The sequence below is a fragment of the Kitasatospora sp. NPDC101235 genome, from assembly GCF_044767505.1.
In the GTDB taxonomy this organism is placed as follows: Bacteria; Actinomycetota; Actinomycetes; order Streptomycetales; family Streptomycetaceae; genus Kitasatospora.
The window spans coordinates 1-20,243 of sequence record NZ_JBIWNZ010000029.1; the positions used below are offsets into that span (position 1 = coordinate 1).

19 protein-coding genes and 4 pseudogenes are annotated in these 20,243 nt (G+C 70.5%); 14 read left to right on the top strand and 9 right to left on the bottom strand.

The annotated features are described in order from the left end of the window. Positions 1-92 precede the first annotated feature (92 nt). On the top strand, positions 93-2,654 hold the full coding sequence (locus ACIRRH_RS34495) for a hypothetical protein (protein WP_403075351.1): 2,562 nt from the start codon (positions 93-95) through the stop codon (positions 2,652-2,654). A 39-nt stretch (positions 2,655-2,693) separates the two neighbouring features. Further along, on the top strand, positions 2,694-3,218 hold the full coding sequence (locus ACIRRH_RS34500; RefSeq protein ID WP_403075354.1) for a hypothetical protein: 525 nt from the start codon (positions 2,694-2,696) through the stop codon (positions 3,216-3,218). 54 nt (positions 3,219-3,272) lie between these two features. Here ACIRRH_RS34500 and ACIRRH_RS34505 read toward each other — a convergent pair whose 3' ends face one another. After that, entirely contained in the window at positions 3,273-4,025 is a 753-nt protein-coding gene (locus tag ACIRRH_RS34505; RefSeq protein ID WP_403075357.1) for a hypothetical protein, read from the bottom strand. An 11-nt stretch (positions 4,026-4,036) separates the two neighbouring features. On the opposite strand from ACIRRH_RS34505, the pseudogene ACIRRH_RS34510 reads away from it, so the two are divergent. The 3 pseudogenes from ACIRRH_RS34510 to ACIRRH_RS34520 all read left to right on the top strand — a co-directional run. Continuing rightward, positions 4,037-4,291, top strand: a pseudogene (locus tag ACIRRH_RS34510) (hypothetical protein); the annotation flags it as partial. 553 nt (positions 4,292-4,844) lie between these two features. Beyond that, positions 4,845-5,066, top strand: a pseudogene (locus tag ACIRRH_RS34515) (hypothetical protein); the annotation flags it as partial. 195 nt (positions 5,067-5,261) lie between these two features. Next, a pseudogene (locus tag ACIRRH_RS34520) lies at positions 5,262-5,459 on the top strand (VOC family protein); the annotation flags it as partial. An 80-nt stretch (positions 5,460-5,539) separates the two neighbouring features. Here the strand turns inward: ACIRRH_RS34520 and ACIRRH_RS34525 are convergent. After that, on the bottom strand, positions 5,540-6,118 hold the full coding sequence (locus ACIRRH_RS34525) for a TetR/AcrR family transcriptional regulator (RefSeq protein ID WP_403075359.1): 579 nt from the start codon (positions 6,116-6,118) through the stop codon (positions 5,540-5,542). An 85-nt stretch (positions 6,119-6,203) separates the two neighbouring features. On the opposite strand from ACIRRH_RS34525, the gene ACIRRH_RS34530 reads away from it, so the two are divergent. Together ACIRRH_RS34530 and ACIRRH_RS34535 are read left to right on the top strand one after the other, a co-directional pair. Further along, positions 6,204-7,085 (top strand): SDR family oxidoreductase, encoded by an 882-nt coding sequence (locus ACIRRH_RS34530; protein WP_403075362.1) that lies wholly within the window; start codon positions 6,204-6,206, stop codon positions 7,083-7,085. A 136-nt stretch (positions 7,086-7,221) separates the two neighbouring features. Beyond that, the gene (locus ACIRRH_RS34535) at positions 7,222-8,070 is read left to right on the top strand and encodes an NAD(P)H-binding protein (protein ID WP_403075364.1); all 849 of its coding nucleotides are present in this window, start codon (positions 7,222-7,224) and stop codon (positions 8,068-8,070) included. Between the two features lie 671 nt (positions 8,071-8,741). Here ACIRRH_RS34535 and ACIRRH_RS34540 read toward each other — a convergent pair. Beyond that, a complete protein-coding gene (locus ACIRRH_RS34540) occupies positions 8,742-9,596 on the bottom strand; it encodes a hypothetical protein (protein WP_403075367.1) in 855 nt (284 codons plus the stop codon). A 62-nt stretch (positions 9,597-9,658) separates the two neighbouring features. On the opposite strand from ACIRRH_RS34540, the gene ACIRRH_RS34545 reads away from it, so the two are divergent. The 3 genes and pseudogenes from ACIRRH_RS34545 (at position 9,659) to ACIRRH_RS34555 (ending at position 11,675) form a co-directional block, all read left to right on the top strand. Continuing rightward, positions 9,659-10,042 (top strand): NADAR domain-containing protein, encoded by a 384-nt coding sequence (locus ACIRRH_RS34545; protein ID WP_403075571.1) that lies wholly within the window; start codon positions 9,659-9,661, stop codon positions 10,040-10,042. A 641-nt stretch (positions 10,043-10,683) separates the two neighbouring features. After that, positions 10,684-10,836 (top strand): annotated as a pseudogene (locus tag ACIRRH_RS34550) (RNA polymerase sigma factor); the annotation flags it as partial. 419 nt (positions 10,837-11,255) lie between these two features. Continuing rightward, a complete protein-coding gene (locus tag ACIRRH_RS34555; RefSeq protein WP_403075369.1) occupies positions 11,256-11,675 on the top strand; it encodes a hypothetical protein in 420 nt (139 codons plus the stop codon). A gap of 27 nt (positions 11,676-11,702) precedes the next feature. Here ACIRRH_RS34555 and ACIRRH_RS34560 read toward each other — a convergent pair whose 3' ends face one another. After that, positions 11,703-12,737, bottom strand: a complete 1,035-nt coding sequence (locus ACIRRH_RS34560) for an IS630 family transposase (RefSeq protein ID WP_403075372.1) — start codon at positions 12,735-12,737, stop codon at positions 11,703-11,705. A 128-nt stretch (positions 12,738-12,865) separates the two neighbouring features. Between ACIRRH_RS34560 and ACIRRH_RS34565 the strand changes: the two genes are divergently transcribed. Together ACIRRH_RS34565 and ACIRRH_RS34570 are read left to right on the top strand one after the other, a co-directional pair. Continuing rightward, positions 12,866-13,486 (top strand): plasmid pRiA4b ORF-3 family protein, encoded by a 621-nt coding sequence (locus ACIRRH_RS34565; protein WP_403075375.1) that lies wholly within the window; start codon positions 12,866-12,868, stop codon positions 13,484-13,486. 222 nt (positions 13,487-13,708) lie between these two features. Then, positions 13,709-14,221, top strand: a complete 513-nt coding sequence (locus tag ACIRRH_RS34570) for an NUDIX domain-containing protein (protein ID WP_403075377.1) — start codon at positions 13,709-13,711, stop codon at positions 14,219-14,221. Here the strand turns inward: ACIRRH_RS34570 and ACIRRH_RS34575 are convergent. Continuing rightward, positions 14,215-14,640 (bottom strand): DUF6262 family protein, encoded by a 426-nt coding sequence (locus tag ACIRRH_RS34575; protein ID WP_403075379.1) that lies wholly within the window; start codon positions 14,638-14,640, stop codon positions 14,215-14,217. The two genes, ACIRRH_RS34570 and ACIRRH_RS34575, sit on opposite strands and share 7 nt — an antisense overlap. A 237-nt stretch (positions 14,641-14,877) precedes the next feature. Beyond that, positions 14,878-15,180, bottom strand: coding sequence for a hypothetical protein (locus ACIRRH_RS34580; RefSeq protein ID WP_403075381.1), 303 nt, complete (start codon positions 15,178-15,180; stop codon positions 14,878-14,880). Between the two features lie 95 nt (positions 15,181-15,275). On the opposite strand from ACIRRH_RS34580, the gene ACIRRH_RS34585 reads away from it, so the two are divergent. Together ACIRRH_RS34585 and ACIRRH_RS34590 are read left to right on the top strand one after the other, a co-directional pair. Further along, positions 15,276-16,079, top strand: coding sequence for an SDR family NAD(P)-dependent oxidoreductase (locus ACIRRH_RS34585; protein WP_403075384.1), 804 nt, complete (start codon positions 15,276-15,278; stop codon positions 16,077-16,079). A gap of 48 nt (positions 16,080-16,127) precedes the next feature. Further along, the gene (locus ACIRRH_RS34590) at positions 16,128-16,337 is read left to right on the top strand and encodes a hypothetical protein (protein WP_403075387.1); all 210 of its coding nucleotides are present in this window, start codon (positions 16,128-16,130) and stop codon (positions 16,335-16,337) included. A gap of 19 nt (positions 16,338-16,356) precedes the next feature. On the opposite strand, the gene ACIRRH_RS34595 is transcribed toward ACIRRH_RS34590, so the two are convergent. Genes ACIRRH_RS34595 through ACIRRH_RS34605 form a run of 3 tightly spaced genes read right to left on the bottom strand, consistent with a single transcriptional unit; the run spans position 16,357 to position 20,092 of the window. After that, complete coding sequence (locus tag ACIRRH_RS34595) at positions 16,357-17,382, bottom strand: ABC transporter permease (protein WP_403075389.1); 1,026 nt, start codon at positions 17,380-17,382, stop codon at positions 16,357-16,359. Continuing rightward, a complete protein-coding gene (locus ACIRRH_RS34600) occupies positions 17,379-18,953 on the bottom strand; it encodes a sugar ABC transporter ATP-binding protein (protein ID WP_403075391.1) in 1,575 nt (524 codons plus the stop codon). Before ACIRRH_RS34600 ends, ACIRRH_RS34595 begins: the two co-directional genes overlap by 4 nt. A 32-nt stretch (positions 18,954-18,985) precedes the next feature. Next, entirely contained in the window at positions 18,986-20,092 is a 1,107-nt protein-coding gene (locus ACIRRH_RS34605; RefSeq protein WP_403075574.1) for a substrate-binding domain-containing protein, read from the bottom strand. Positions 20,093-20,243: the final 151 nt, after the last annotated feature.

The following is a 20,243-nucleotide window of genomic DNA, read 5'->3' on the forward strand; positions in this document are numbered from 1 at the left end:
GTTGCGCTCGCGTCACACACCACGGTCTACCGGATCAGGACCCGCCGCGAAGGTGAATCACACAGATTGATCACGACCGAATACGTGCCCTAGTGGAGAGCTGGCCACGACTACGTGGATGGGTCGAGGACAATCGCGCCTTCCGCAGTTGGCAGGAGGACCTTCGGCGCACCATACGAACCTGGCAGGAGCAGGGCCGGCCTCCCGGCCTCACCCTGGACCGGCGCCGGCTCGACGAGGCGCAGCGCTGGCTCGGGACCCGGGCGAAGCAGATACCGGACGAGGAAGCCGACTTCGTCCGGCACAGCGGGCTCTTGCGGGCACGTGAACGACGCACGCGCATCCTCCGGTTCGCGACCCTGTGCACGTCGCTGGCCGTGGCCGCGGCCGCAGCCGTCGTGGCTGTACAGCAGAGCCAGGACAGCAGCGCCCAGCACCGCGCCAACCTCGCGAGAAAGCTCGTTGGGGAGGCCGCCGAGCTGGACGCCGCCCAGCCGGACCAGGCCAAGCAACTGCGCATCGCCGCCTTCCGGCTCGCCCCGACCAGGGACACCTACAACGCCCTCCTCTCGGCCCTGCCCCTGCCAGGGACCATCGCTGCCCCCGAGGCCACCGCGCTCAGCTCGGGCGGGGGACTGCTCGCCGTCGCGGGGGGCAGGACGGCACGCCTTTGGAGTCTCACCGACCATGCGTTCCTGGCCGCTGCGCCCGTTGGGGGCACGAGCACGGCCGTCGCGCTCACGGCGGACGGGAGCCTCCTGGCGGTGGGGTCCAGTCAGGGGACGATCGGGCTCTGGGACACTTCACACCCCGACCGGCCACAGCGGCTGGCCGAGGTGACCGGCCCGCCCGGGCCGGTCCGCGGCCTGGCGCTCTCCCAGGATGGCCGCACGCTGGCGGCCATCGGCTGGGACCTCAACGTGCGGGCCTGGCAGCTCATCGACCGGGCCCGACCCCGGCTCCTCTCCCTACCTGAAGCCGACACGGGACAGGCGTCGGACGTGGCCGTCAGCCCGGACGGTCGCACGGTCGCCGCTGCGGACCTGGTGCGCGGCGTGCGGTTGTGGGATCTGGGCGACGCCCAACACCCCCTTGGACGGGTAGGGGCCCAGCCGCCGAACACGGCACGCGCGGTCGCCTTCGCCCCGGACGGCCGTTCCCTCGCGGCCGCCGGTGACGGCGGGACCGTCCACCTGTGGAACGTCAGCGACCCGCGCGGCCTCACAGCGCCGAGGGTGCTCGGCAAACAGGGCGGGTCCGCGGCAGCCGTGGCCTTCAGCCCGAACGGCAGGACGCTCGCGGTGACGCAGGCGACTCCCGAGTTCGGCGACACCACGTTGTGGGACTTCACCACCCCCGAGCATCCGGTGGAACTACCCGCGCTGAAAGGCGGCAGCGGTGCCCTGGCCTTCACCCCAGACGGCCGAACCCTGGCCACCTTGGGCCGGTCGGACCACCGGACCCTGTCCGCGGCGGATCGGGTCGAACTCTGGGATATCGGCGGCGGCGCGGTCCGATCCGCCCTGGCCACGGTGACCAATCCCGAGTGGCCGCAGGTGACGGTATCGCCGGCGGCGGCGGTCGCCGAGGACGGCCGTCTCCTCGTGGCCGGAACACACGACGGCGCCTTCCTGTGGGACCTGAGCGATCCTCGTGCACCACAACCGGCCGCCCAGCTGGAGACGGCCCGCAACAGCGGTACCGAGGTGACCGGAATGACCACCGTCGCCCTGCACGGGCACCTGCTGGCAATAGGCCGGACCAGAGCGGCGAAGGAGGGAGCTGACGTGATTGCCACCGTCTCCCTGTGGGACGTCGCCGATCCCCGGCGTCCGGTCACGATCGGTTCGACCGGACTTGGACGCTCGGCCTCGTCAACGCGAGTCCAAGTGACCTTCAGCCCGGACGGACGGATGCTCACTGCCGCCCTCAACTCCCATGAGCTACGCCTGCTGGACCTGACCGATCCGGCCCACCCAGCCGTGCGAGGCACCGTTCCCACCAACGGTCGCGGGGCCCCGGTCACCAGCTTCGACCCGAGCAACACCGTGCTCTCCGTCAGCGAAGGCGCCTCCCTGAACAACGCCGACGCCGACAGCCAACTCTGGGACCTCAGCGACCCCGACCACCCGACCGCGCTGACCGCGCTGACCACACGGCTCGGCCAGGTCACCGCCACCGCACTGTCCCCACGGCAGCAGCTGCTCGCCGCCTCCAGCGCCGACGGCGTACTGACCCTGTGGGACATCCGGCAGCTCAGCGCGCCGAAGCGGCTAGGGACGGCCTCCGGTGCCACCGGCCCGCTCCGGTCTCTGCGATTCAGCCCGGACGGCACAGCGCTGGCAGGCATGGACGACGGAGGCGGAGTGCACCTGTGGGACGTCTCCACTCCCGAGCACGCCACCGTGACCGCAGACTTCCTCCCCCTGGACAGCGACAGCGACAACCTCGCCACACTCACGGCACTGCGGGCCAGCGGCGGCAGACTCCTCCTCACCGCCGGATCCCTGGGGACGATCGTGGTCCGCGACACCTCCCCCGAGGCACTCCTCCAGCGGCTGTGTGCCGCGAGCGGAGTGCCCCTGGACGCCACCGCCTGGAAGCAGCACCTCCCCGACATCGACTACCAGGCCCCCTGCGGCCGTGCCAGATGACCCCAACCTCCACCGTCCGCAACCAAGTGAGGAACCCCCATGCACCTGCGCCGACGCCACCGGTTACGCTCACTGGCCACCATGGCCATGGCCGTCGCGACGGTCTCCACCCTGGCCACCGGCTGCTCCGACGGTCATCCCTCGGACCGGCCGACCACCGCCAGCAGCTCCGCTCCGGACGGCCCGCCCGAGTCCTCCTTGCCCAGCCCGCGCCCGGTCGACTCCTCCCTCTTTGCCGGAGAATGGAGCGGACACGGCCGCTATCTCACGATTGCCCAGGACGGCTCGTTCGAGGCCGGCGGACGGACCTACTACAACTGCGCAACGGAGAGCCGCACGCCCTGTGACACCTGGGCCGATGGCAAAATCACAGGCGGTCTCCACGCCACAGGACGCCTCGTCAGCAGCGAGGGGACGAACGCCACTGGCGAGGTCGCGGAGAGTAACGATCTGAAATGGCTCCCCAAGGGCCCCGTCGCCGTGACCCTCAACCCTGCAATCGACAGCGTCTACTTCGGTGGCATCGTCTACTGCGGGTCCAAAGCCCCACCCGGAGTGTGTTGATTGGCCGAGCGCGCGGTCCTGGAGGTTCCCCAGGTGCTTGGTGGGGATGGCTGGTCAGCGACCGGCCAGGTGGCGGGAGGTGAGATCGACTTCCCCGAGTTGGGCGGTGGTCAGGCGGCGGGCTTCCCAGATGATTGTGGCCACGTCGGCGGCCCGGGAGTGGAGTGGTGGCAGGCCGTCGGGCAGGCGGATGCCCCCGAGCGCTGCCAGGTCGGGGGCGGGGATGCCGAGCATGCCCGCGAAACCGGCCACCAGTTCGGGGGTCGCTTCGACAGTGCCGCGGCCCACCCCGCCGATCGTGGACGCCGACAGGTAGATCTGTCCGCCGGTCACCGCGTACAGGGCCTTCGCCGTGCATGCCCACTTGAGGTTCCGGCTGTGTGCGAGCTTCAGGAGCACCGCGCCGAAGCCCGGCTCGTACCGGTGGTACGGCCGGTCGACCCCGCCCCGTCCCTCCCGCTGGACCAGAGGCTGCGCCCGGATCGCGTCCAGCAGCAGGCGCCGGTTCCCGGCGGGCATGACCATCACGTTGTAGACGACGTGGCTGACCGACCAGTGCGGATTGCGGGTGACCGGCGTCAGATCGTCAGGCACCGGCTGCCCGGCCAGGACGAACAGGTCGGCGGCGTGCAGCCCGAGCACCGGTCCGAGAACCCTGAGCAACTGTCCGGTCGGAGCCCGTCCGTCGAGCACGGCCCGCAGCTGCGCCGGGTCGGCGCCGGCCGCCGTCGAGAGCGCGGCGGAGTCGAGCGTCCGGTGGTCCATCAGGCGTGCCAACAGCGCACCGAACTCCAGTACTCCTGTCATTCCGTCAGGCTATCGGCCTGCGCGGAGGCCATCTGGCGCCCGTCCCGCCCGCCGACCCCGACCCCGGCCCCCAGCCGGGCCACACGTACCGCGAGCTCGTCGACGGCCCGCTTGACGGCCTCCTCCTCGACGTCACCGGCCGGGACACCGACCAGCTCGCTGACGGCGCCGCGCTCCCCACCGAGATCGGCAGGTACGGTCCCGGCGGCCGCGCCCACGACGAACCCCGGCTCGCGGACCCGCGCCGCTGGGACTGGCAGGGAGACACCCCCCGACATCCCCCGGAGCAACCCCAGGGGCCCCGTTGCGCCCGTCCGCACACACTGGGAGGACCGGTCCGCGCCCGAACCCCCGAGCGGGTAGCGGACCGGTCCCCAGCCGAGGTGTCAGTGCCAGACGACCTCGGACATGCTGGGCCAGGAACAGCAGCGCGGCGACGGTCGGCCCGGAGCCGGCGCGTCGTCGGAGTTCCGAAGGTCCACCAGTACGGTTTCCGCTTGCTACCCGTGCCAGAAAGGTAGCGGGAGAACGCCGCGCCGCTTTGTCCGGGCTATGCGGCTGTGGCCAGTGGCCGTTCGCCTCAGCGGATGCCTTTCTCCTGGCTGCCGCCAGGAGACCGCCGACCGAAAGGCCCGGGAGGCAGCCGAGCGCGAGCGGGGCGCAGCCGAAGCCGCCGCGGCCGAGGCGAAGCGCAGCTGTCCCTGGGGGCCGCCGCACCTGATCCCCGGCGGCTGTGACGCCGGGGCGCAACACACGCAGCTCGTAGGCCTCGGCCAGGTCTCGCGTTGCGCTCCTGACCTGCGAACCCCTGGGAAGTCCCTGGACCGGACCCTGATCTGGAACGAGCAGCATCTACTCCACGCCCTGCGGGAGTTCGAGAAGTTCTACAACTCCCACAGACCGCACCAGGGCCTTGCGAACGCCCGCCCCCTGCGTGCGCTTCCCAAACCGGTCGACGACCCGGAGCAAATCGCCCGCCTCGATATACGCCGGACCGACCGGCTCGGCGGCCTCCTCCACGAGTACCGGCATGCGGCCTGAGCAGGGCGGATGAGGTTTCCGGCAAGTGCAGGGTCGTGGTGCGGTGCGCGGTGCCGGTGGTGCAGGCGACGCGCAGGCAGGTGGGGAGGTCGTGGCCGGTGAGGTAGGCGGCGGCGAAGCCGCCGGAGAACGCGGTCCCGGCTCCGTGGGTGTGGGCGATGGGGCCCTGTCCGGCGGGGGATCGGTGGCGGGCGGTGCAGCCGGCCGCACAACATTCAGGGCACGCACCGCGTCATGTTCGCCGTCGACGACATTGAGGACACCGTTGCCCGCCTGCGCCCTCACGGCGCCGAACTCGTCGGCGAGATCGCCGGGTTTGAGGACAGCTGTCTGCTCTGCTGCGTCCGCGGCCCGGAGGGCATCATCGTCGGACTGGCCGAGCAGCTGCGCTGAGAAGGAGCCGCGTGCGTCTGCGGGCCTGACGAGCGACGGGTCGATGCGCAACCAGCCGATGAGCGGGACGATCTGTCCGCTCAGCCCAGCGATGCACTCACCGTACGCAACTCGTCCAGGGCCGCCAGGACGTACCCGGTGAGCTCGTCCTTGCCGTCACGGTCGCCCTCGGACCATTCGGCGAACCCGCGCTTGAAGGCCAGGACGCCCAGCTCGCTCGCGAGGGCCGCGGCCGGGTCGGACAGGCCGCGGGCGACGAGGGCGGTCGTCATCGCGGCCGCGAGGCTGACGGTCTTGAGGGCGTCACGCTCCTGAAGCTCGACACTGGCGGCGACGGCAGCCTTCAGGCGCGGGGCGAGCTCGCGATTCATGGGACCCATCGCGCTCGACGCGCGCTCAAGTCCGGCAGCGACCGCCTCGAGCGGGGTGGCGTCATCGGGCGCCTCGGTGATCCCATCGGTCAGCAGCCGGCTCAGCGTCTCCTGTCCGGCCACCAGCAGCTCTCGCTTGTCGGGGAAGTGCCGGAAGAAGGTGCTTTTGGTGACCCCGGCGCGCTCGGCGATCTGTGCGACCGTCGTGGCGTCGTAGCCCTGCTCGGTGAACAGGTCGACCGCGGCAATGACGAGGCGTTCGCGTGCGCCTGGTTCCCATCGAGCCATGGCCCCATCATACGTGATGGGACTCTTGTCCCGTCACTCTGCTAGAGTGACGGGACAAGAGTCCCATCACTTGGGGGAGGGATCCATGCACGTCTTTGTCACGGGTGGCACTGGTCTGATCGGTTCCGCCGTCGTCGCCGAACTGCTCGGCAATGGCCACAGCGTCCTCGCACTCGCCCGTTCCGACGCCTCCGCGCTGGCCGCCGAGGCGGCCGGCGCCGAGCCTCTCCGGGGAGCTCTCGCCGATCTGGACGTCCTTCGCTCCGGCGCCGCTCAGGCCGACGGGGTGATCCACCTGGCATTCGCCAACGATTTCAGCAGCCCCGACGCCGTCGCCAAGGCGGTCGCCGAGGAGAGTGCCGCCCTCGCGGCCCTCGGCGAGGAACTCGTCGGCAGCGACCGGCCCTTGGTCACCTGCTCGGGTACGCCCCATGTGCCGGGCCGTGCCTCCACCGAGGCCGACCCACTGCCGACCGACGGGCCGGTCGGTGGTCGTGGCCGCGCCGTCACGGCGGTCCTGGGCCTGGCCTCGCGCGGGGTCCGGAGCACGGCCGTACGCCTGCCGCGTACGGTCCACAACCAGGGCGCGGGCGGGTTCGCCGGCTTGCTGACCGACATCGCACGCCGGACCGGAGTGTCCGGCTACCCGGGCGACGGCACACAGCGCTGGCCGGCCGTGCACGCGCTCGACTCGGCAGTCCTCTTCCGGCTCGCGCTGGAACAGGCGGAAGCCGGCACCTCCTGGCACGCCGTGGCCGACGAGGGAGACCAGGTGCGTGACGTCGCCGCGGTCATCGGCCGACGGCTGGGCCTTCCGGTCGAGTCGGTGCCATCGCAGACCTACGGCCCTCTCGGCCCGATCTTCGCGAACGACCAGCCCTCGTCCAGCGCCCGCACCCGGCAGACCCTCGGCTGGGAGCCGAAGCACCCCAGCCTCCTGGAGGACCTGGAGAACATCCAGCCCTGAGCGGCGACCGGAGGGCCCGCTTACGGCGCTTGCGCCGACAACGGCAGACCCTCACACCCCATCCACTCGGCATCGCCGCTGTGCGGCCATTCACGTCCACAACCAACAGGTCCACAGCCAATAGGAGGCCCCCATCATGGTGGCAGTTGTCTTCGGCGCTCGCGGTAACGTCGCTCGTCACGTGGCCGATGGCCTGCTGGCCGCCGGTGAGCAGGTCAGAGCAGTCAGCAGGACCCCAGCCTCGGGCTCGACGCCCGGGTGGGAAGCCGTCGCCGCCGACCTGGACCGTCCCGAGACGCTGCCCGCAGCGCTCGACGGCGCCGACAAGATGTTCCTGTACGGAATGCTCGACCCCCAGAAGCCCTACGACATCGAGAAGGTCGCTGCGGCGGCCACAGCCGCGGGGATCCGGCAGGTGGTCCTGCTCTCGTCAGTGTCGGTCGTGAACCACGACGCCGACCACCTGGTCCCCCGCCTGAACCGCACGATCGAGCAGGTCATCCAACGGTCCGGCATGGACTGGACGTTCGTCAGGCCAGGGACGTTCGCGATCAACACCCGCACCTGGTGGGCCGAATCGATCCGCACGGACAACGTCGTCCGTCTTCCCTATCCGCTCGCACAGTCGGCACCGGTGCACGAAAAGGACATCGCGGCGCTTGCGGTGACCGCCCTGACCGAACCGGGTCACTCGCACCAGGCGTACACCATCTACGGAGCCGAGTCCCTGACCCTGCAACGGCAGGTCGAGTACATCGGCGAGGCCCTCGGCCGCGGCATCCGGGTCGAACACGTCTCCGACGAGCAGGCTCGCGCGGACGTGGGCAGAACAATGCATCCGGTCGTGGCCGAGGCGATCGTGAGTCAGTGGGCCGCTGCCGACGGCGTCCCGGCCCTGACCTCCGTCATCGCCGAAAAGATCACCGGCACGCCGGCGCATGAATACGCCCAGTGGGCCGTCGACCACGCCGACGACTTCCGCTGAGCTTGTCGGAGATCAGCGGCTTGGCGTCAACCGCTGTACCGATGTTCCCCGAAGCTGATGAACAGCTCGCCCCCGTACTCGTGGACGAGGTGCCAGTGCGGATTGTGGCGGGGGCTGCGGCAGCACGGCGACAAGCTGGTGCGGCATCAGGACAAGGGAGTGCAGTACCCCCTTGTCCTGGCGCTGCTGCTGGAGGTTGTCCCGGGCAGGCCGGCCTGCCCCGGCCTGGTTGTCCCCGAGGTGCAGCAGGTTGTCCCGGCCGCACGCCGCCGCGCCCTCGGCGGTGCAGCACGCAGCGGGGCGCAGCGGGTCGTGTTGCACCGTCCAGGGCTCCGGTGCAGCAGGCGCCGGCCGGCGTCACCGCCGAACTGCTGCACCCGCTGGGCCTGCCGCTCCCGGCCCCGGACCGGGCATCAAGGAATCGCCCGGGAACCTTGGTGACTCCTCCTCATACCTTGATGTCGCAGGTCACAGCCACCAGGCTGTCCGGGTGCCCGGCGCGCTGGCGGTCGGCGGGGGGAGCGGTAGCAAGGTGAGCCGGGCTTCGGCGGTCACCCGGTCACCAAGGTGGCGGACGGTCCACCAAGGTTCCCGCTCGATACCTTGATGGTTCGGCCGCAGCCGGGCCCAGAAACCTTGGTGAGCCATCAAGGTATCGACGTTCTCGCAGGTCAAAGCATTGGTAGTGCGCTCGTGCCGGTCGCCAAGGCACGCGGCCACCGCCGGGTCACCAGGGTGCGGGTCCGCCGTGGTATCTGCCCAGGACGCCAGGAAGTCGACATCGTGGGCGACGTCCGAGACGCGGCCGGCCGCACGAGAGTGCCCCGGTGCCACAGAACCGAGGCGAGGAAACGGCGGTGCGTGGGATCGGGATGCTGACGCAGAGTGGTGAGTTCGGACCATATGCGCGGGCCCCGGCGCCGGCTCAGGTAGTAGGCGGCGGTGAACCAGTTGCTGTCCCCGTCCTCCGCGTGCTCGACGGCGCGTGCCATCACTTCGTCGAGGGGCGGTAGTACACCGAACCGCCACTCCAACTGGGTGAGGACGGCCCCGTGTCCGGCCCGCACGGTGAGCCCGCCGAGGGACATCTCGTCGATCGTGTCGCCGTGGGCGTCGTCGATCCGGTGCGTCACGGCCGGGCCGGCGGCTCCGGTCTGGTGGCGCAGCTCCTCGACCACGCCGACCTCGTACCAGTGCCGGGCCAGGTCGAGCAGTTGTCGTTGGGAAGCCTCGGGCACACGGAGTCGAGGGGCATCCCCAAGTACCACGGTGACCAGCGTGGGGGAGCCGGTGTCGACTGCCCGCACAAGGGGCGTGCTGCCGTCCGGAAGCTCAAGGTCCTGGTTGGCGCCCCCGTCGACCAGGACCTCGGCGGTGAGGTGATCGAGCCCGGCCACAGCGGTACAGAGCAGGGGCAAGCCATCGGAACCCAAGGTGTCCGGCGCCGTGCCCTGCTTCAGACAGGCCCGCACCGTGGCGGCGTCCCTTGCGATCACGGCACTGACCAACCGGTCGGTCAGGTCCAACGACGGCTCCGTCAACCCCTCCTGATGGGAAGCTCGGCCTGCGCCACGACTACCCCGCCCCGATCACGGTCGCAGACACCGACTACCCCTCCGTCGCCCACGCCTACTGGGCCCTGTCGGTCGCCGAGCCGGAGACCCGGCACGCTATCGCGGCAGCGGAGACCGCCGCCGCAGCACGCGTGCTCGCGACCGAGGCCCCCTGCCGAGAGGGCTGGGAACACGCCCGAACCGCCGTCATGGCACACCTGCTGCGCGCCAAGTGCGACCAGCACCCCGAACTGGCCGAGGTCCTGCTGGCGACGGACGACGCCACCGTGATCTACGACGACATGAACTCGCCCTTCTGGGGCGACAACGCAGGCCGAGGCCGCAACTGGTCGGGGCGCCTCCTCGAACTCGTCCGCTCCGAACTGCAGGCACGACGAGCAGGGATTCTCGGGGTGTGAGCTTGCCGGGTGTGCGACCTCACCGGGCCGGTCAGACTCCGCAAACTTCGTTGAGACGGGACAGCACGGAAGCGGACGCCTGGGTGCTCCCGGAAGCCGGCCGGCCTGGCGGCCGCCTCCCGGCCGCTGCCCCCGGCTACGCTGCTGGCGGCGCCCGCTGGACCCGAGACGCACACACCGGGCCATCACCCGGTGGGCGCCGCCGTTTCGTCGTCCGTGGCCGTCGCTGCCGGCTGCGGGGGTGCTGGTGTGGGGGATGATGGGCGCCATGCCCGGGGCGGGGGTGTGCCGGGCGGGGTTGCGGGGCAGGGCGCGGACCATGTGGTGTTTGTCCTTCGACAGGCGATCTTGACTGTTCGTCAATTGATCTCGACCGACGCCAGGTTTCCGCCACCTGATCTTGACCAGTGGTGGGGGAGTCGGGGGCGGTTGCCGCGTTGGCGTACGGCGATGCCGACCTGTCGGCGTTCGAGCTGGACTTCGTCGAGGTCGGTGAGCCTCTTTAGCGGGTGTTTCCTGCGGCGAGGGGGTGTCGGTCTGTGGGATCCGAGCTTTTGAGCCGAGCCCCACACGCACCCTCACGGCCTCGGCCGGTGACCTGTGTCACGGGAGCCGGTGTTCCTGCTCGGACAAGGCATGACGTGAACCATCCACACTCCCGGCTGCGGGCCGGGAATCCCGAAGCGTTCCGCGACCTGTTCCGGGACCACTCCTCCCTGGTGTACCGCCACGCCGTGCGCGTGACCGGGAACTGGGCCCTGGCCGAGGACGTGGTCTCGCTGACCTTCCTGGAGGGGCGCCCACGGCCGGGCCCTGCGGAACACCCACCTCGTTCCCCGGGACCCGGCCGCCTGCGCCTCACCGGCTCGGCTCCCGGGGCTGGGACAGTCCTCAGACACCCGTGTCCCAGCACCGTCTCAGCACGCCCGCAATACCCGATCTGCTGGGACGGTCCCAGCCCATCTCCCCAGGTAGCGGTACTTCACGCCGGACCTGGGACAGAGCTGGGACAAGCCGCCGCAGCGGGTTGTGGCTGTCTCGTCTCACCGAACCTCGACCGATCTCACCGACAGTTTGACCGGCCAGTTCTGATCATGTGCGGCCCTACCACGACGACCCGGCCACTGACTGGACAGCATCCGCGGTCGGTTCTGTCGGCGGTAGCAGTTAGTGTGCGGCGCGGCCGAGAGACGGCGAAGAGGAGGACTCTGTAGTGGGTGGCAATGGGTGGGCGTCGACCGGGCCGTACCAGGAGAATCTGGGAGCGGCATTCCGTCAGGCTCAGGAGCAGGAGCTGGCGAAGGACGACCACGGCTTTCCGGGGCGGAGCATCGTCGAGCTGTGGAAGGACGAGGCATGGCAGGAGTACATCCTGACCGGAGGAACCTGCACGGTGCTCGACTTCTTCGCGCTGATCGATGCAGAGGCAGGGGACGACATCGCCTTGATGCGCCCCTTGACCGAGGACGAGATCCGCAGCTGGGCCCCCGACGGCCGACCCACGCGCGAACAGTGGGATGCCGCGCTCGGCCGGCTGCTGCACCCGGTGGGCCGCGGAAGCGGCCGATGCACGGTGCTGTACCGCGGCGGTGAAGCAGCCGAGATCGCCTACTGGGGCTGCACCGCAGACTAGTGCAGCGCCTCATTGACCCTGCGAGGGTCAGGTTGCCTTGAGTGGGGTGCCGTCGCATGTCCAGCGAAATGGCCGGGCTCCGTCGTTGTAAGCGATGGTGAAGTCGCGGATCTTGTCGATGAGGTCGTCTCGGGAGGTGAACTCGCCCCGGCGCAGGAGACGCCGGGCGAGGACCGAGAAGAAGATCTCGATCTGGTTCAGCCAGGAGGCGTGCTTCGGCGTGTGGTGGACGATGAACCGCGGATGGGCCGCCAGCCAGGCCCGGGTGGCCTTCGCGACATGGGACGAGCCGTTGTCGAGGACGAGATGGATCGCCAGGGCGGGGTCGATGCTCTGCTCCAGCAACCGCAGGAAGTTGACGAAGGTGACGGAGTTGTTGCGGGCGATGTCCTCGACGAGGACCTGGCCGGTGTGCACGTTGAGGGCGGCGACGATGGAGGCCGTGCCGTGGCGGCGGTATTCGAACTCGCACTGGTCGGGATGGCCGGGTCTTGCCGGCCGGGTGGGATGGCGGCGGGAACGGGCCTGAATGGCGGTCTTCTCGTCCAGGCTGAGGACCACCGCTTCCTCGGGCCGGTTCAGGTGGAGGGCGCACACCTCGGCGGCCCCGGTGTGGAAGTCGGGGTCGGCGGGACGGGTGAGCCAGCCGCGGATCAGATGCGGCTTGAGGTCCGAGCCGGCCAGGATCCTGCCCACCTGAGAAGCGGAGATCCCCTGCCCGGCAAGGGATTCGGCGATGGACCTGTGGGTCCAGTGGCTGTCGGGGTCGGGTCTGGCGGAGGTCACCGTGGCCATGATGGCCAGGTGAACCTCGGGCCCGTAACGGCGTGAGCGGCCGGGCCGTTCACGGTCGTCCAGCGCGGCCAGGCCCTCGTGGTGGAACCGTTTGCGCCACCGCCGGACGGTGGCGATGTGCAACCCGAGGCGGCGGGCGATGACGGCATTCGGGACACCGTCGGTGGCCGCCAGCGCAACCCGGGCCCGTTGGACGCACCGGATCGGAGCGGTGCGCGAGTGCGCCAACTGCTCCGATGTCGCCAGCTGGTCCTCTTCCCACACCATCGTGAACGGGCTGTGCACCGATATTTTCCCACCCCTGGACTCGACACGCGCCGGTCATTGTCACGCGGGCGAGTGGGCCGGCGGCCAACGCCCGTGCGGGGACCGGCGCCGCTGGCAGGATGGCGGCCATGTCGAACACCAGGCGCGTGAAGCCGTCCACCAGCTCCCGGACCGCCCCAGGAACGTCCGTCCACACAGTCAAGGTCACCCTGTCCGGCTCCCGGCCCCCGATCTGGCGTCGCCTGCAGGTGCCGTCGAGCACGGGTCTGCGGCGGCTACATGACCTGATCCAGACCGCGTTCGGGTGGGAGGACTACCACATGTGGGTCTTCGAGACCGGGCGGGAACGGTACGGGGTCACCGATCGGGACCTGGGGATCCGCAGCGCAACGGCGATGCGCCTCGACCAGATCGCCCCCGGCGTCGGCGCGCGGTTCGGCTACACCTACGACTTCGGCGATAACTGGGAGCACGACATCCTCGTCGAGGCCGTAGGCGACGCCGAACCCGGCGTCGCCTACCCGCACTGCCTCACCGGCCGGCGGGCCGGCCCGCCCGAGGACTGCGGCGGTATCTGGGGATACGAGTACCTCGTCGAGGTTCTCGCCGACCCCAGCCACGAAGAACACGAGGAACGACTCGAATGGCTCGGCCTCGACTCGGCCGACCAGTTCGACGCCGCCGCGTTCGACCCGGCCGAGATCAACACCGCCCTGGCCGACTACACGACCGTACTCGTCCACGACTGAAACCGGACCGCGCCCGACCGATCGCCCCCAGCCCCCGCCGGGGGCGATCAAGACCCTCGCAGGATCAATGCGCCGATGTATTCGGCATCTTCTCCTCGGCGTTAATATCAACGGTTCACTTTGAGATCCGGCATGTTGCTGCTGGTAGAGACGTTCATGAGATCGGTGTGACGTGGCGTCGATGTCGGTGGGTCACCGTATGTTGGCCCGATGGTTCGGAATGTGGTCGACGAGCGGGCCCTTGAGGCTGCAGTCATCGATGCCAGGCGGGCGGTGGCCGAGTTTGACGGGGCTCGCCAGTGGCTGGCCGATGCCCGGCAGGGGCCGATGGAGCCTCTTGGAGCCGAGGTCTGGGTGTTCGACGAGGATCTCGCCCGGGTGGTGTTGGTGAAGCACCGTTGGCGGGGGTGGGTTCCGCCCGGTGGGAAGGTCGAGGCCGGAGAGACGCCGCGCGAGGGCGCGGTCCGGGAGCTCTTCGAAGAGACGGGCCTTCGGGCGGAACTGCTGCCCGAGCCGGCAGCCGTTGCGGTTCGCTCCTATCACCCGGACCTTCCGGTCACCCTCGGGTTGTCGTATGCCGCGATCCTTGATGCAGGAACCTCGTTGGTCGCGGAGGCCGGACAGCCGGCGGCATGGATGCGCCTGGACGAGGGCTGGGAAAGCTGCTTTCCCGACGATCTCCCCCGCATCCGTCAGCACGCGGCATGGATGGCTGATCGGGTCGACCGTCACTGAGGGGCCGCTGTGGCCCCGCCGCGGCGGGCGAGTTCGCGGCGGAGGTCGAGGTTCTCGCCATGGGCCTGCTCCAGCGCATCCCGCAGGGCCTGTACTTCTTCGCGGTGCCGCCGCTTCAGCCCGGTGATCTGGGCGGTCAGCGCGAGGACGAGGGTGCTCTCCACGCCCGCGGGGACGGTCGGCGCGGGGATTGCCCGGGTCTGGGCCCGCAGGCGCTCGATGCGTCCACGCAGGTCAGGGTGATTGTAGAGGAAGGCATGGGAGACGCCGGCCTCGCGCTGGACGGCCTGGAAGGTGATTGCCTCGCGGCGCTTGATCAGCCTCCAGATGGCCTGCTCGGCGGCCTGGGTCCTGGCCTTCGATTTCGCTTTCGCGGCGGCGGTGAGGGTCTGCGTGCGCTTGGTGCGGGCGTCGGTCACGGGCGCGTCCTTCGGTGACGGTCGAGATCGAGGGTAAGAGGGACGGGCCCGGTGGGGGCGGTGCCGCAGCCAGTGCCCTGGACCGCCCGGCCGGGCTTGGCGCGGATCAGCAACAGCATTCGCCGCAGCACCGCCGACAGGGCCCCAGCACACGGCACCACCCGCTCCCGCTGTGCCCGCTCGGCCACCGCCTCCCGCTCCTCAGGGCCGACCGTAGCGGCGTCGGTCAGCAGCAGGTCACCCGTCCCGACCGCGCCGGCCACGGCCCGCTTCGATTGTCCACTGCGACCTGGCGAGTCGGCCGAGCCGCTCGGGTGAGGCTTCCTGGGAGGTCAGGTCGGTGATCGCGTAGATGGTCTGGCGGCTGACGGTGCCGGTCGCGAGGTCGGTGCGGTGGCGCAGAATGCGTGCGGCTTGTTTCTGACTGGCCATCAGATAGCCAATCCCCCAGTGGAACGACGCCTTTTCGAAAAAGGTCCATCCGTTCGAGCGCGGCCTGTTCGAGGGTGTCTGCCGGCCTGGGCGGAAGGGGATGTCCATTGGCATCATGGCAACGGTCGGCTCAGTCCTGACCGTTGAAGCTCCCGCCGACGTGACCCACCGGCCGGCGCCGCCCTGCCGGCGGACGCCCGCCCATGTCCGTGACCCTGACCGAGGACTGCGGTGATCGCATGAACGAGTACACGTGTCGAAGGTTCCAGGACCGAGTCGCGCTGATCACCGGAGCCGCCAGTGGCATCGGTGCCGCGACGGCGAGGCGGCTGGCCGCCGAAGGCGCGACGGTGATCGCCGTCGACATCGCCGACGACACCGGTCAGGAGCTGGCGGACGCGATCACGCGCGCGGGCGGCCGCGCCGAGTACCGCCACGGCGACGTCACCTCCGCCGCCATGTGGGACGAACTGGCCGACCACATCGGCCGCCGCTACGGACGGCTGGACGTCCTGCACAGCAACGCCTACGCCGTGGTGGTCAAGCCCGCGCACGAGCTCACCGAGGGGGAGTGGGACGGCCAGCTGGCCGTCACGCTCAAGGCCACCTGGCTCGCGGTTCGCGCTTTTGCCGAACAACTTGCGGACAGTGAAGGGGCTTTGGTGCTCACCTCCTCCGTGCACGCCCTGGTCGGGTTGCCCGGCCATCCCGCCTATGCGGCGGCGAAGGGCGCGCTGTGCTCGATGGGCCGCCAGCTGGCCGTCGAGTACGGGCCGCGGGTGCGTGTCAACACCGTCCTGCCCGGGCCGATCCTGACGCCCGCCTGGGACCGGGTGGACGAGACCGGACGCGCTGACAGCGTGGCCGAGACCGTCGCCAAACGCTTCGGCACCCCCGACGAGGTGGCCGCCGCCGTGGCCTTCCTGGCCTCCTCCGACGCCTCGTACGTCACCGGGGCGACCCTCGTCGTGGACGGCGGATGGTCCGTCGTCAAGGCCTCCGCATGAAGACGGCGCTGCTCGAACCGGGCATCCGCCGGACAACCGATCCGACGGATGGACCGGCAACAGGGCGAGTCAGCGGGCAGCCCGAGTGAGAACCACTGCAGGCTGAACGCCTCACGCGTCTCGGGACGGAACGCGCTCGGCTTCTTCACCGCGTGGGGCCTGACGATCACCTCCCGGACCCGGGCCGACGTGACCACCCTCGCCCTGCCCGCTCCGGACCGGGGCCCGACGATCATCAACGTCACCAAGGCGTCGTAGGGCGCGCACGCTCCGGTCCTCAGGCGGGCAGGCCGATGGCGCGGTCACGGTTGCGGCGCTGCTGGGCGACGACGGCGGCGACCAGGAGGGTGCCCTGGGCGACGTTCTGCCAGAAGGAGTTGATGCCTTCGACGGTGAGTCCGTTCTGCAGCGCGCCCAGCAGTGCCACGGCCAGCAGGGTGCCGCCGACCCCGCCCTTGCCGCCCTTGAGGGCGCAGCCGCCGAGGGCGGCGGCGGTGATCGACTGAAGTTCCAGGCCCTCGCTGCCGGAGACCGGCTGGCCGGACCCGGTGCGGGCGGTGAGCAGGACGCCGGCGAGGGCGGCGACGGTGCCGGTGAGCACGTAGGCGGAGATCAGGTACTTGTTGAGGTTGATGCCGGCCAGCCGGGCGGCGGTGGGGTTGCCGCCGATCGCGTAGATGTTGCGGCCGATGTCGGTGTAGGTGAGCAGGACGTGCACGGCCGCGGCGACCAGGATCAGCAGCCACACCATCGTGGGCAGTCCGGCGACCTTTCCGCGGCTGAGGAAGACGAACACGGGGTCGCCGAGGACGTAGCCCTGCGCCCGCCCGCCCGAGACGAGCTGGGCGAGGCCCTTGTACGCGGCGAGCCCGGCCAGGGTGGCGATCGTCGGATTGACCCGGCCGTAGACGATGACGGCGCCGTTGAGCATGCCGATGCCCGCCCCGACGAGCAGGGCCCCGCCGATGCCCAGCGGGGCGCTCGATCCGGCGGAGGTGAACACCATCGCGCTGAGCACGGAGGCGAGGCCCGCCTGGGAACCGACCGAGATGTCCAGGCCGCCGCAGATGATGACCACGGTCTGGACGACGGCGAGCAGGCCGGCGATGGTGACGGCTTCGGCGATGACCTGGATGTTGTCCCAGCTCAGGAAGTTGTCGTTGAGCCAGCCGAAGAGGACGAGGACGGCGGTCAGCGCGCCCAGCAGGCTGAGGTTCTGCCCGCCGAGGGAGACGAGCAGAGCGAGCGCGCGGCGGGCCGGTCGGGCCCGCTCCGGCCGGATTTCGGGGACGGCGCTGGTCATCGTGCGCCTCCGGTGGAGGAGTTGGGGGCTGGGCTCGGTGTGGTGGCGAGGTCGTCGGTCATCGCGAGGGCGAGGATGGCCTCCTCGGAGGCCTCGGCGCGGTCGAGCTCGCCGGTGACGCGGCCGTTCTGCATCACGACGACGCGGTCGGCGAGGCCGAGCACCTCGGGCAGTTCGGAGGAGATCACCAGGACGGCGACGCCTTCGCGGGCCAGGTCGGCGATGATCCGGTAGATCTCGGCCTTGGCGCCGATGTCGATGCCGCGGGTGGGTTCGTCGAGGATGAGCAGCTCCGGGCGGCGGGCGAGCCAGCGGGCGAGCACCACCTTCTGCTGGTTGCCGCCGGACAGGGTGCGGACCTCGACCTCGATGGAGGGTGCGTGGACCCGCAGCCGGTCGGCGTACTCCTGGGCGAGCCCGCGCTCCTGCGCCCGCCTGACGAAACGCCGGCGGCGCAGCGACGGGTAGCTGACGAGGACGATGTTGTCGCGGACGGTCCGGTGGAGGAACAGGGCTTGTGCCTTGCGTTCCTCGGGCGCGAGTCCGATGCCGGCCGCGATCGCGTCGCGGGGGCCGCGCAGGTGTAGTGGCTCGCCCTTCAGGGTGAGCGCGCCGGAGCGGATGGGCGTTTCACCGGCCAGGGCGAGGGCGAGTTCGGAGCGGCCGGCGCCGATCAGGCCGGCGAGGGCGACCACCTCGCCGGCGTAGACGCGCAGGCTGACCCCGCGGACGGCGTCGGTGGTGAGGTCCCGTACGTCGAGGACCGGGCGGTCGGTGGCGACCTGCTGCCGGGTGAACAGCGTGGACAGGTCGCGGCCGACCATCAGGCGGACGATCTCGGCGTCGTTCGTTTCGGCCGTGTCGACGACGCCCGCCACCGCGCCGTCGCGCAGGACGGCGATCCGGTCGGCGAGCCGGGAGATCTCCTTCATCCGGTGGGAGACGTAGACGACCGCGATGCCGTCCTCGCGCAGCCGCCCGATCAGGGCGAACAGCGCCTCTGCCTCGTGTTCGGAGAGGGAGGAGGTGGGCTCGTCGAAGGCGATCGCGCGGGGCGGCACCGGGCCGGTGAGGGCCCGCAGGATCTCCACCAACTGGCGTTGGGCGGCGGTGAGTTCCGAGCCGAGGAGATCGGCGTCGAGGACCTCGGCGAAGCCGAGCCGGGCCAGGTCGGCGACGGTCCGGCGGCGTAGCTCCGCACGGTCGAGCCGGCGGCCGGCCCGGCGTGGCAGCGACCCGGCGTAGACGTTCTCGGCGACCGGGACGTGCGGGATGATCTCCGGCTCCTGCGGGATGATCCGGATCCCGGCTCGGCGCGCATCCATCGGGGAGGAGAGGGTGAGCGGAGCGCCGTCCAGCGTCACCACGCCCTCGGTCGGGAGGTGATCACCGGTCAGGATCTTCAGCAGGGTGGACTTTCCCGCGCCGTTCTCGCCCATCAGGGCGGTGACCTGTCCGGGTGGGAAGTGCAGGGTCACGTCGTCCAGTGCCCGGACGTTGCCGAAGCGTTTGGTGATTCCCTCGGCGGCGAGGCCGGACGATGGGGTGGGTGACTGGTGGGTGGCGGTCATCGCGGCCTCACTGACGGATTGGGTGCGCTCGGTCAGCTGCAGGTCACGCCGGCGGACTGCCAGCTGGCGGCGTCGACCATCCTGGTGGGGGCGAAGGCCTCGGCTGGCATGTCCTTGCCGTTCTTGAGGCGGTCGTAGATGGTCTGGACGGCGAGCGCGCCGACGTCCTTGCCGTTGATGAACAGGGCGGCCTTCATGCCGGTGGGCTTGCCGCTGCCCCAGTCCTTGCAGGCCAGGTAGGCGCCGAGGCCCACGCCGTCGATGTCGCCGGGGGAGACGCCGGCGTTCTGCAGGGCGGTGACGCCGCCCTGGACGTTCTCGTCGTTGCAGCCCCAGACCACCCAGTGCCTGACGCCAGGGTTGGCGGTGACGGTCGCCGCGACCTTGTCCTGCGCGCCGGTCGGGGTGTTGTCGGTGGCCACGTCGATGTTCTGCACGCCGGGCACCGCCGAGGCGAAGGCGTCCTTCGCGGCTTTGACCCGGTCGCCGCAGACGGTGACGTCCTGCTTCCAGGCGGAGACGGTCCGGGTGTCGGCCGGGTTCCAGCCGGCCTTCGTGAACTCCTCGGCGGCCCGCTTGCCGACCTCGCCGCCCATCTGGGCGCCGGAGAAGCCGATTCGCGGCACCAGGTCGGACTTGGCGCAGGACGCGGGGTCGGGCCCGGTGGCGCAGACCTGGTCGTCCGAGGTGAGCAGGGCAGTCTTGGCGTCCTTGGCCAGCTGGACGACCTGGGGGCCGACGGCGGGGTCCGGGACGACGATGATCAGGCCGTTGCTCTTCTGGGCGAGGGCGGACTGGACCTCGCTGACGGTCTTGTTGGCGTCGTTGCCGAGGTTGACCACCTTGAGGTCGACGCCGAGTTCGGCGGCCTTGGCCTTGGCGCCCGCCGCCTCGCCCACGAAGTACTCCTGGTCGCCCTGCTTCTGCAGGTAGGTGATCGAGATCTTCCCGTTCACCGGGGCGACCTGGGCCTTGCCGGAGGTGGACTCCTGCCCGGTGGAGCAGGCGGTGAGGGCGAGCGCGGTGGCGAGGCCGAAAGCGGCGGCGGACAGCGGGCGGGTGGGGGAGAGACGCAAGAGGATCTCCGGTGAGTGGGTGGGGACGGGGTGCGTGGCGGCCTCCTCGGCGGAGGCCGCCACGGGCGCCAAGGGGGATGTGGCGGCTCCTTGGGGGTCCCCGGTCCGTCCACGAACCGGGGGTGAGGGAAGGGGACATTGCGTGAACACCGCCAATATGAGGGTGAACTGAGCGCAGGTCAACAATTGCGAACAGAATCACACGTACGCTCTG

Excerpts from the sequence above, each read along its gene's own strand:
- ACIRRH_RS34500 (WP_403075354.1), top strand. The coding sequence starts at position 2,694 with ATGCACCTGCGCCGACGCCACCGGTTACGCTCACTGGCCACCATGGCC.
- ACIRRH_RS34505 (WP_403075357.1), bottom strand. The coding sequence starts at position 4,025 with ATGACAGGAGTACTGGAGTTCGGTGCGCTGTTGGCACGCCTGATGGAC.
- ACIRRH_RS34525 (WP_403075359.1), bottom strand. The coding sequence starts at position 6,118 with ATGGCTCGATGGGAACCAGGCGCACGCGAACGCCTCGTCATTGCCGCG.
- ACIRRH_RS34530 (WP_403075362.1), top strand. The coding sequence starts at position 6,204 with ATGCACGTCTTTGTCACGGGTGGCACTGGTCTGATCGGTTCCGCCGTC.
- ACIRRH_RS34535 (WP_403075364.1), top strand. The coding sequence starts at position 7,222 with ATGGTGGCAGTTGTCTTCGGCGCTCGCGGTAACGTCGCTCGTCACGTG.
- ACIRRH_RS34560 (WP_403075372.1), bottom strand. The coding sequence starts at position 12,737 with ATGGTGTGGGAAGAGGACCAGCTGGCGACATCGGAGCAGTTGGCGCAC.
- ACIRRH_RS34565 (WP_403075375.1), top strand. The coding sequence starts at position 12,866 with ATGTCGAACACCAGGCGCGTGAAGCCGTCCACCAGCTCCCGGACCGCC.
- ACIRRH_RS34580 (WP_403075381.1), bottom strand. The coding sequence starts at position 15,180 with ATGGACATCCCCTTCCGCCCAGGCCGGCAGACACCCTCGAACAGGCCG.
- ACIRRH_RS34585 (WP_403075384.1), top strand. The coding sequence starts at position 15,276 with ATGTCCGTGACCCTGACCGAGGACTGCGGTGATCGCATGAACGAGTAC.
- ACIRRH_RS34590 (WP_403075387.1), top strand. The coding sequence starts at position 16,128 with ATGGACCGGCAACAGGGCGAGTCAGCGGGCAGCCCGAGTGAGAACCAC.
- ACIRRH_RS34595 (WP_403075389.1), bottom strand. The coding sequence starts at position 17,382 with ATGACCAGCGCCGTCCCCGAAATCCGGCCGGAGCGGGCCCGACCGGCC.
- ACIRRH_RS34600 (WP_403075391.1), bottom strand. The coding sequence starts at position 18,953 with ATGACCGCCACCCACCAGTCACCCACCCCATCGTCCGGCCTCGCCGCC.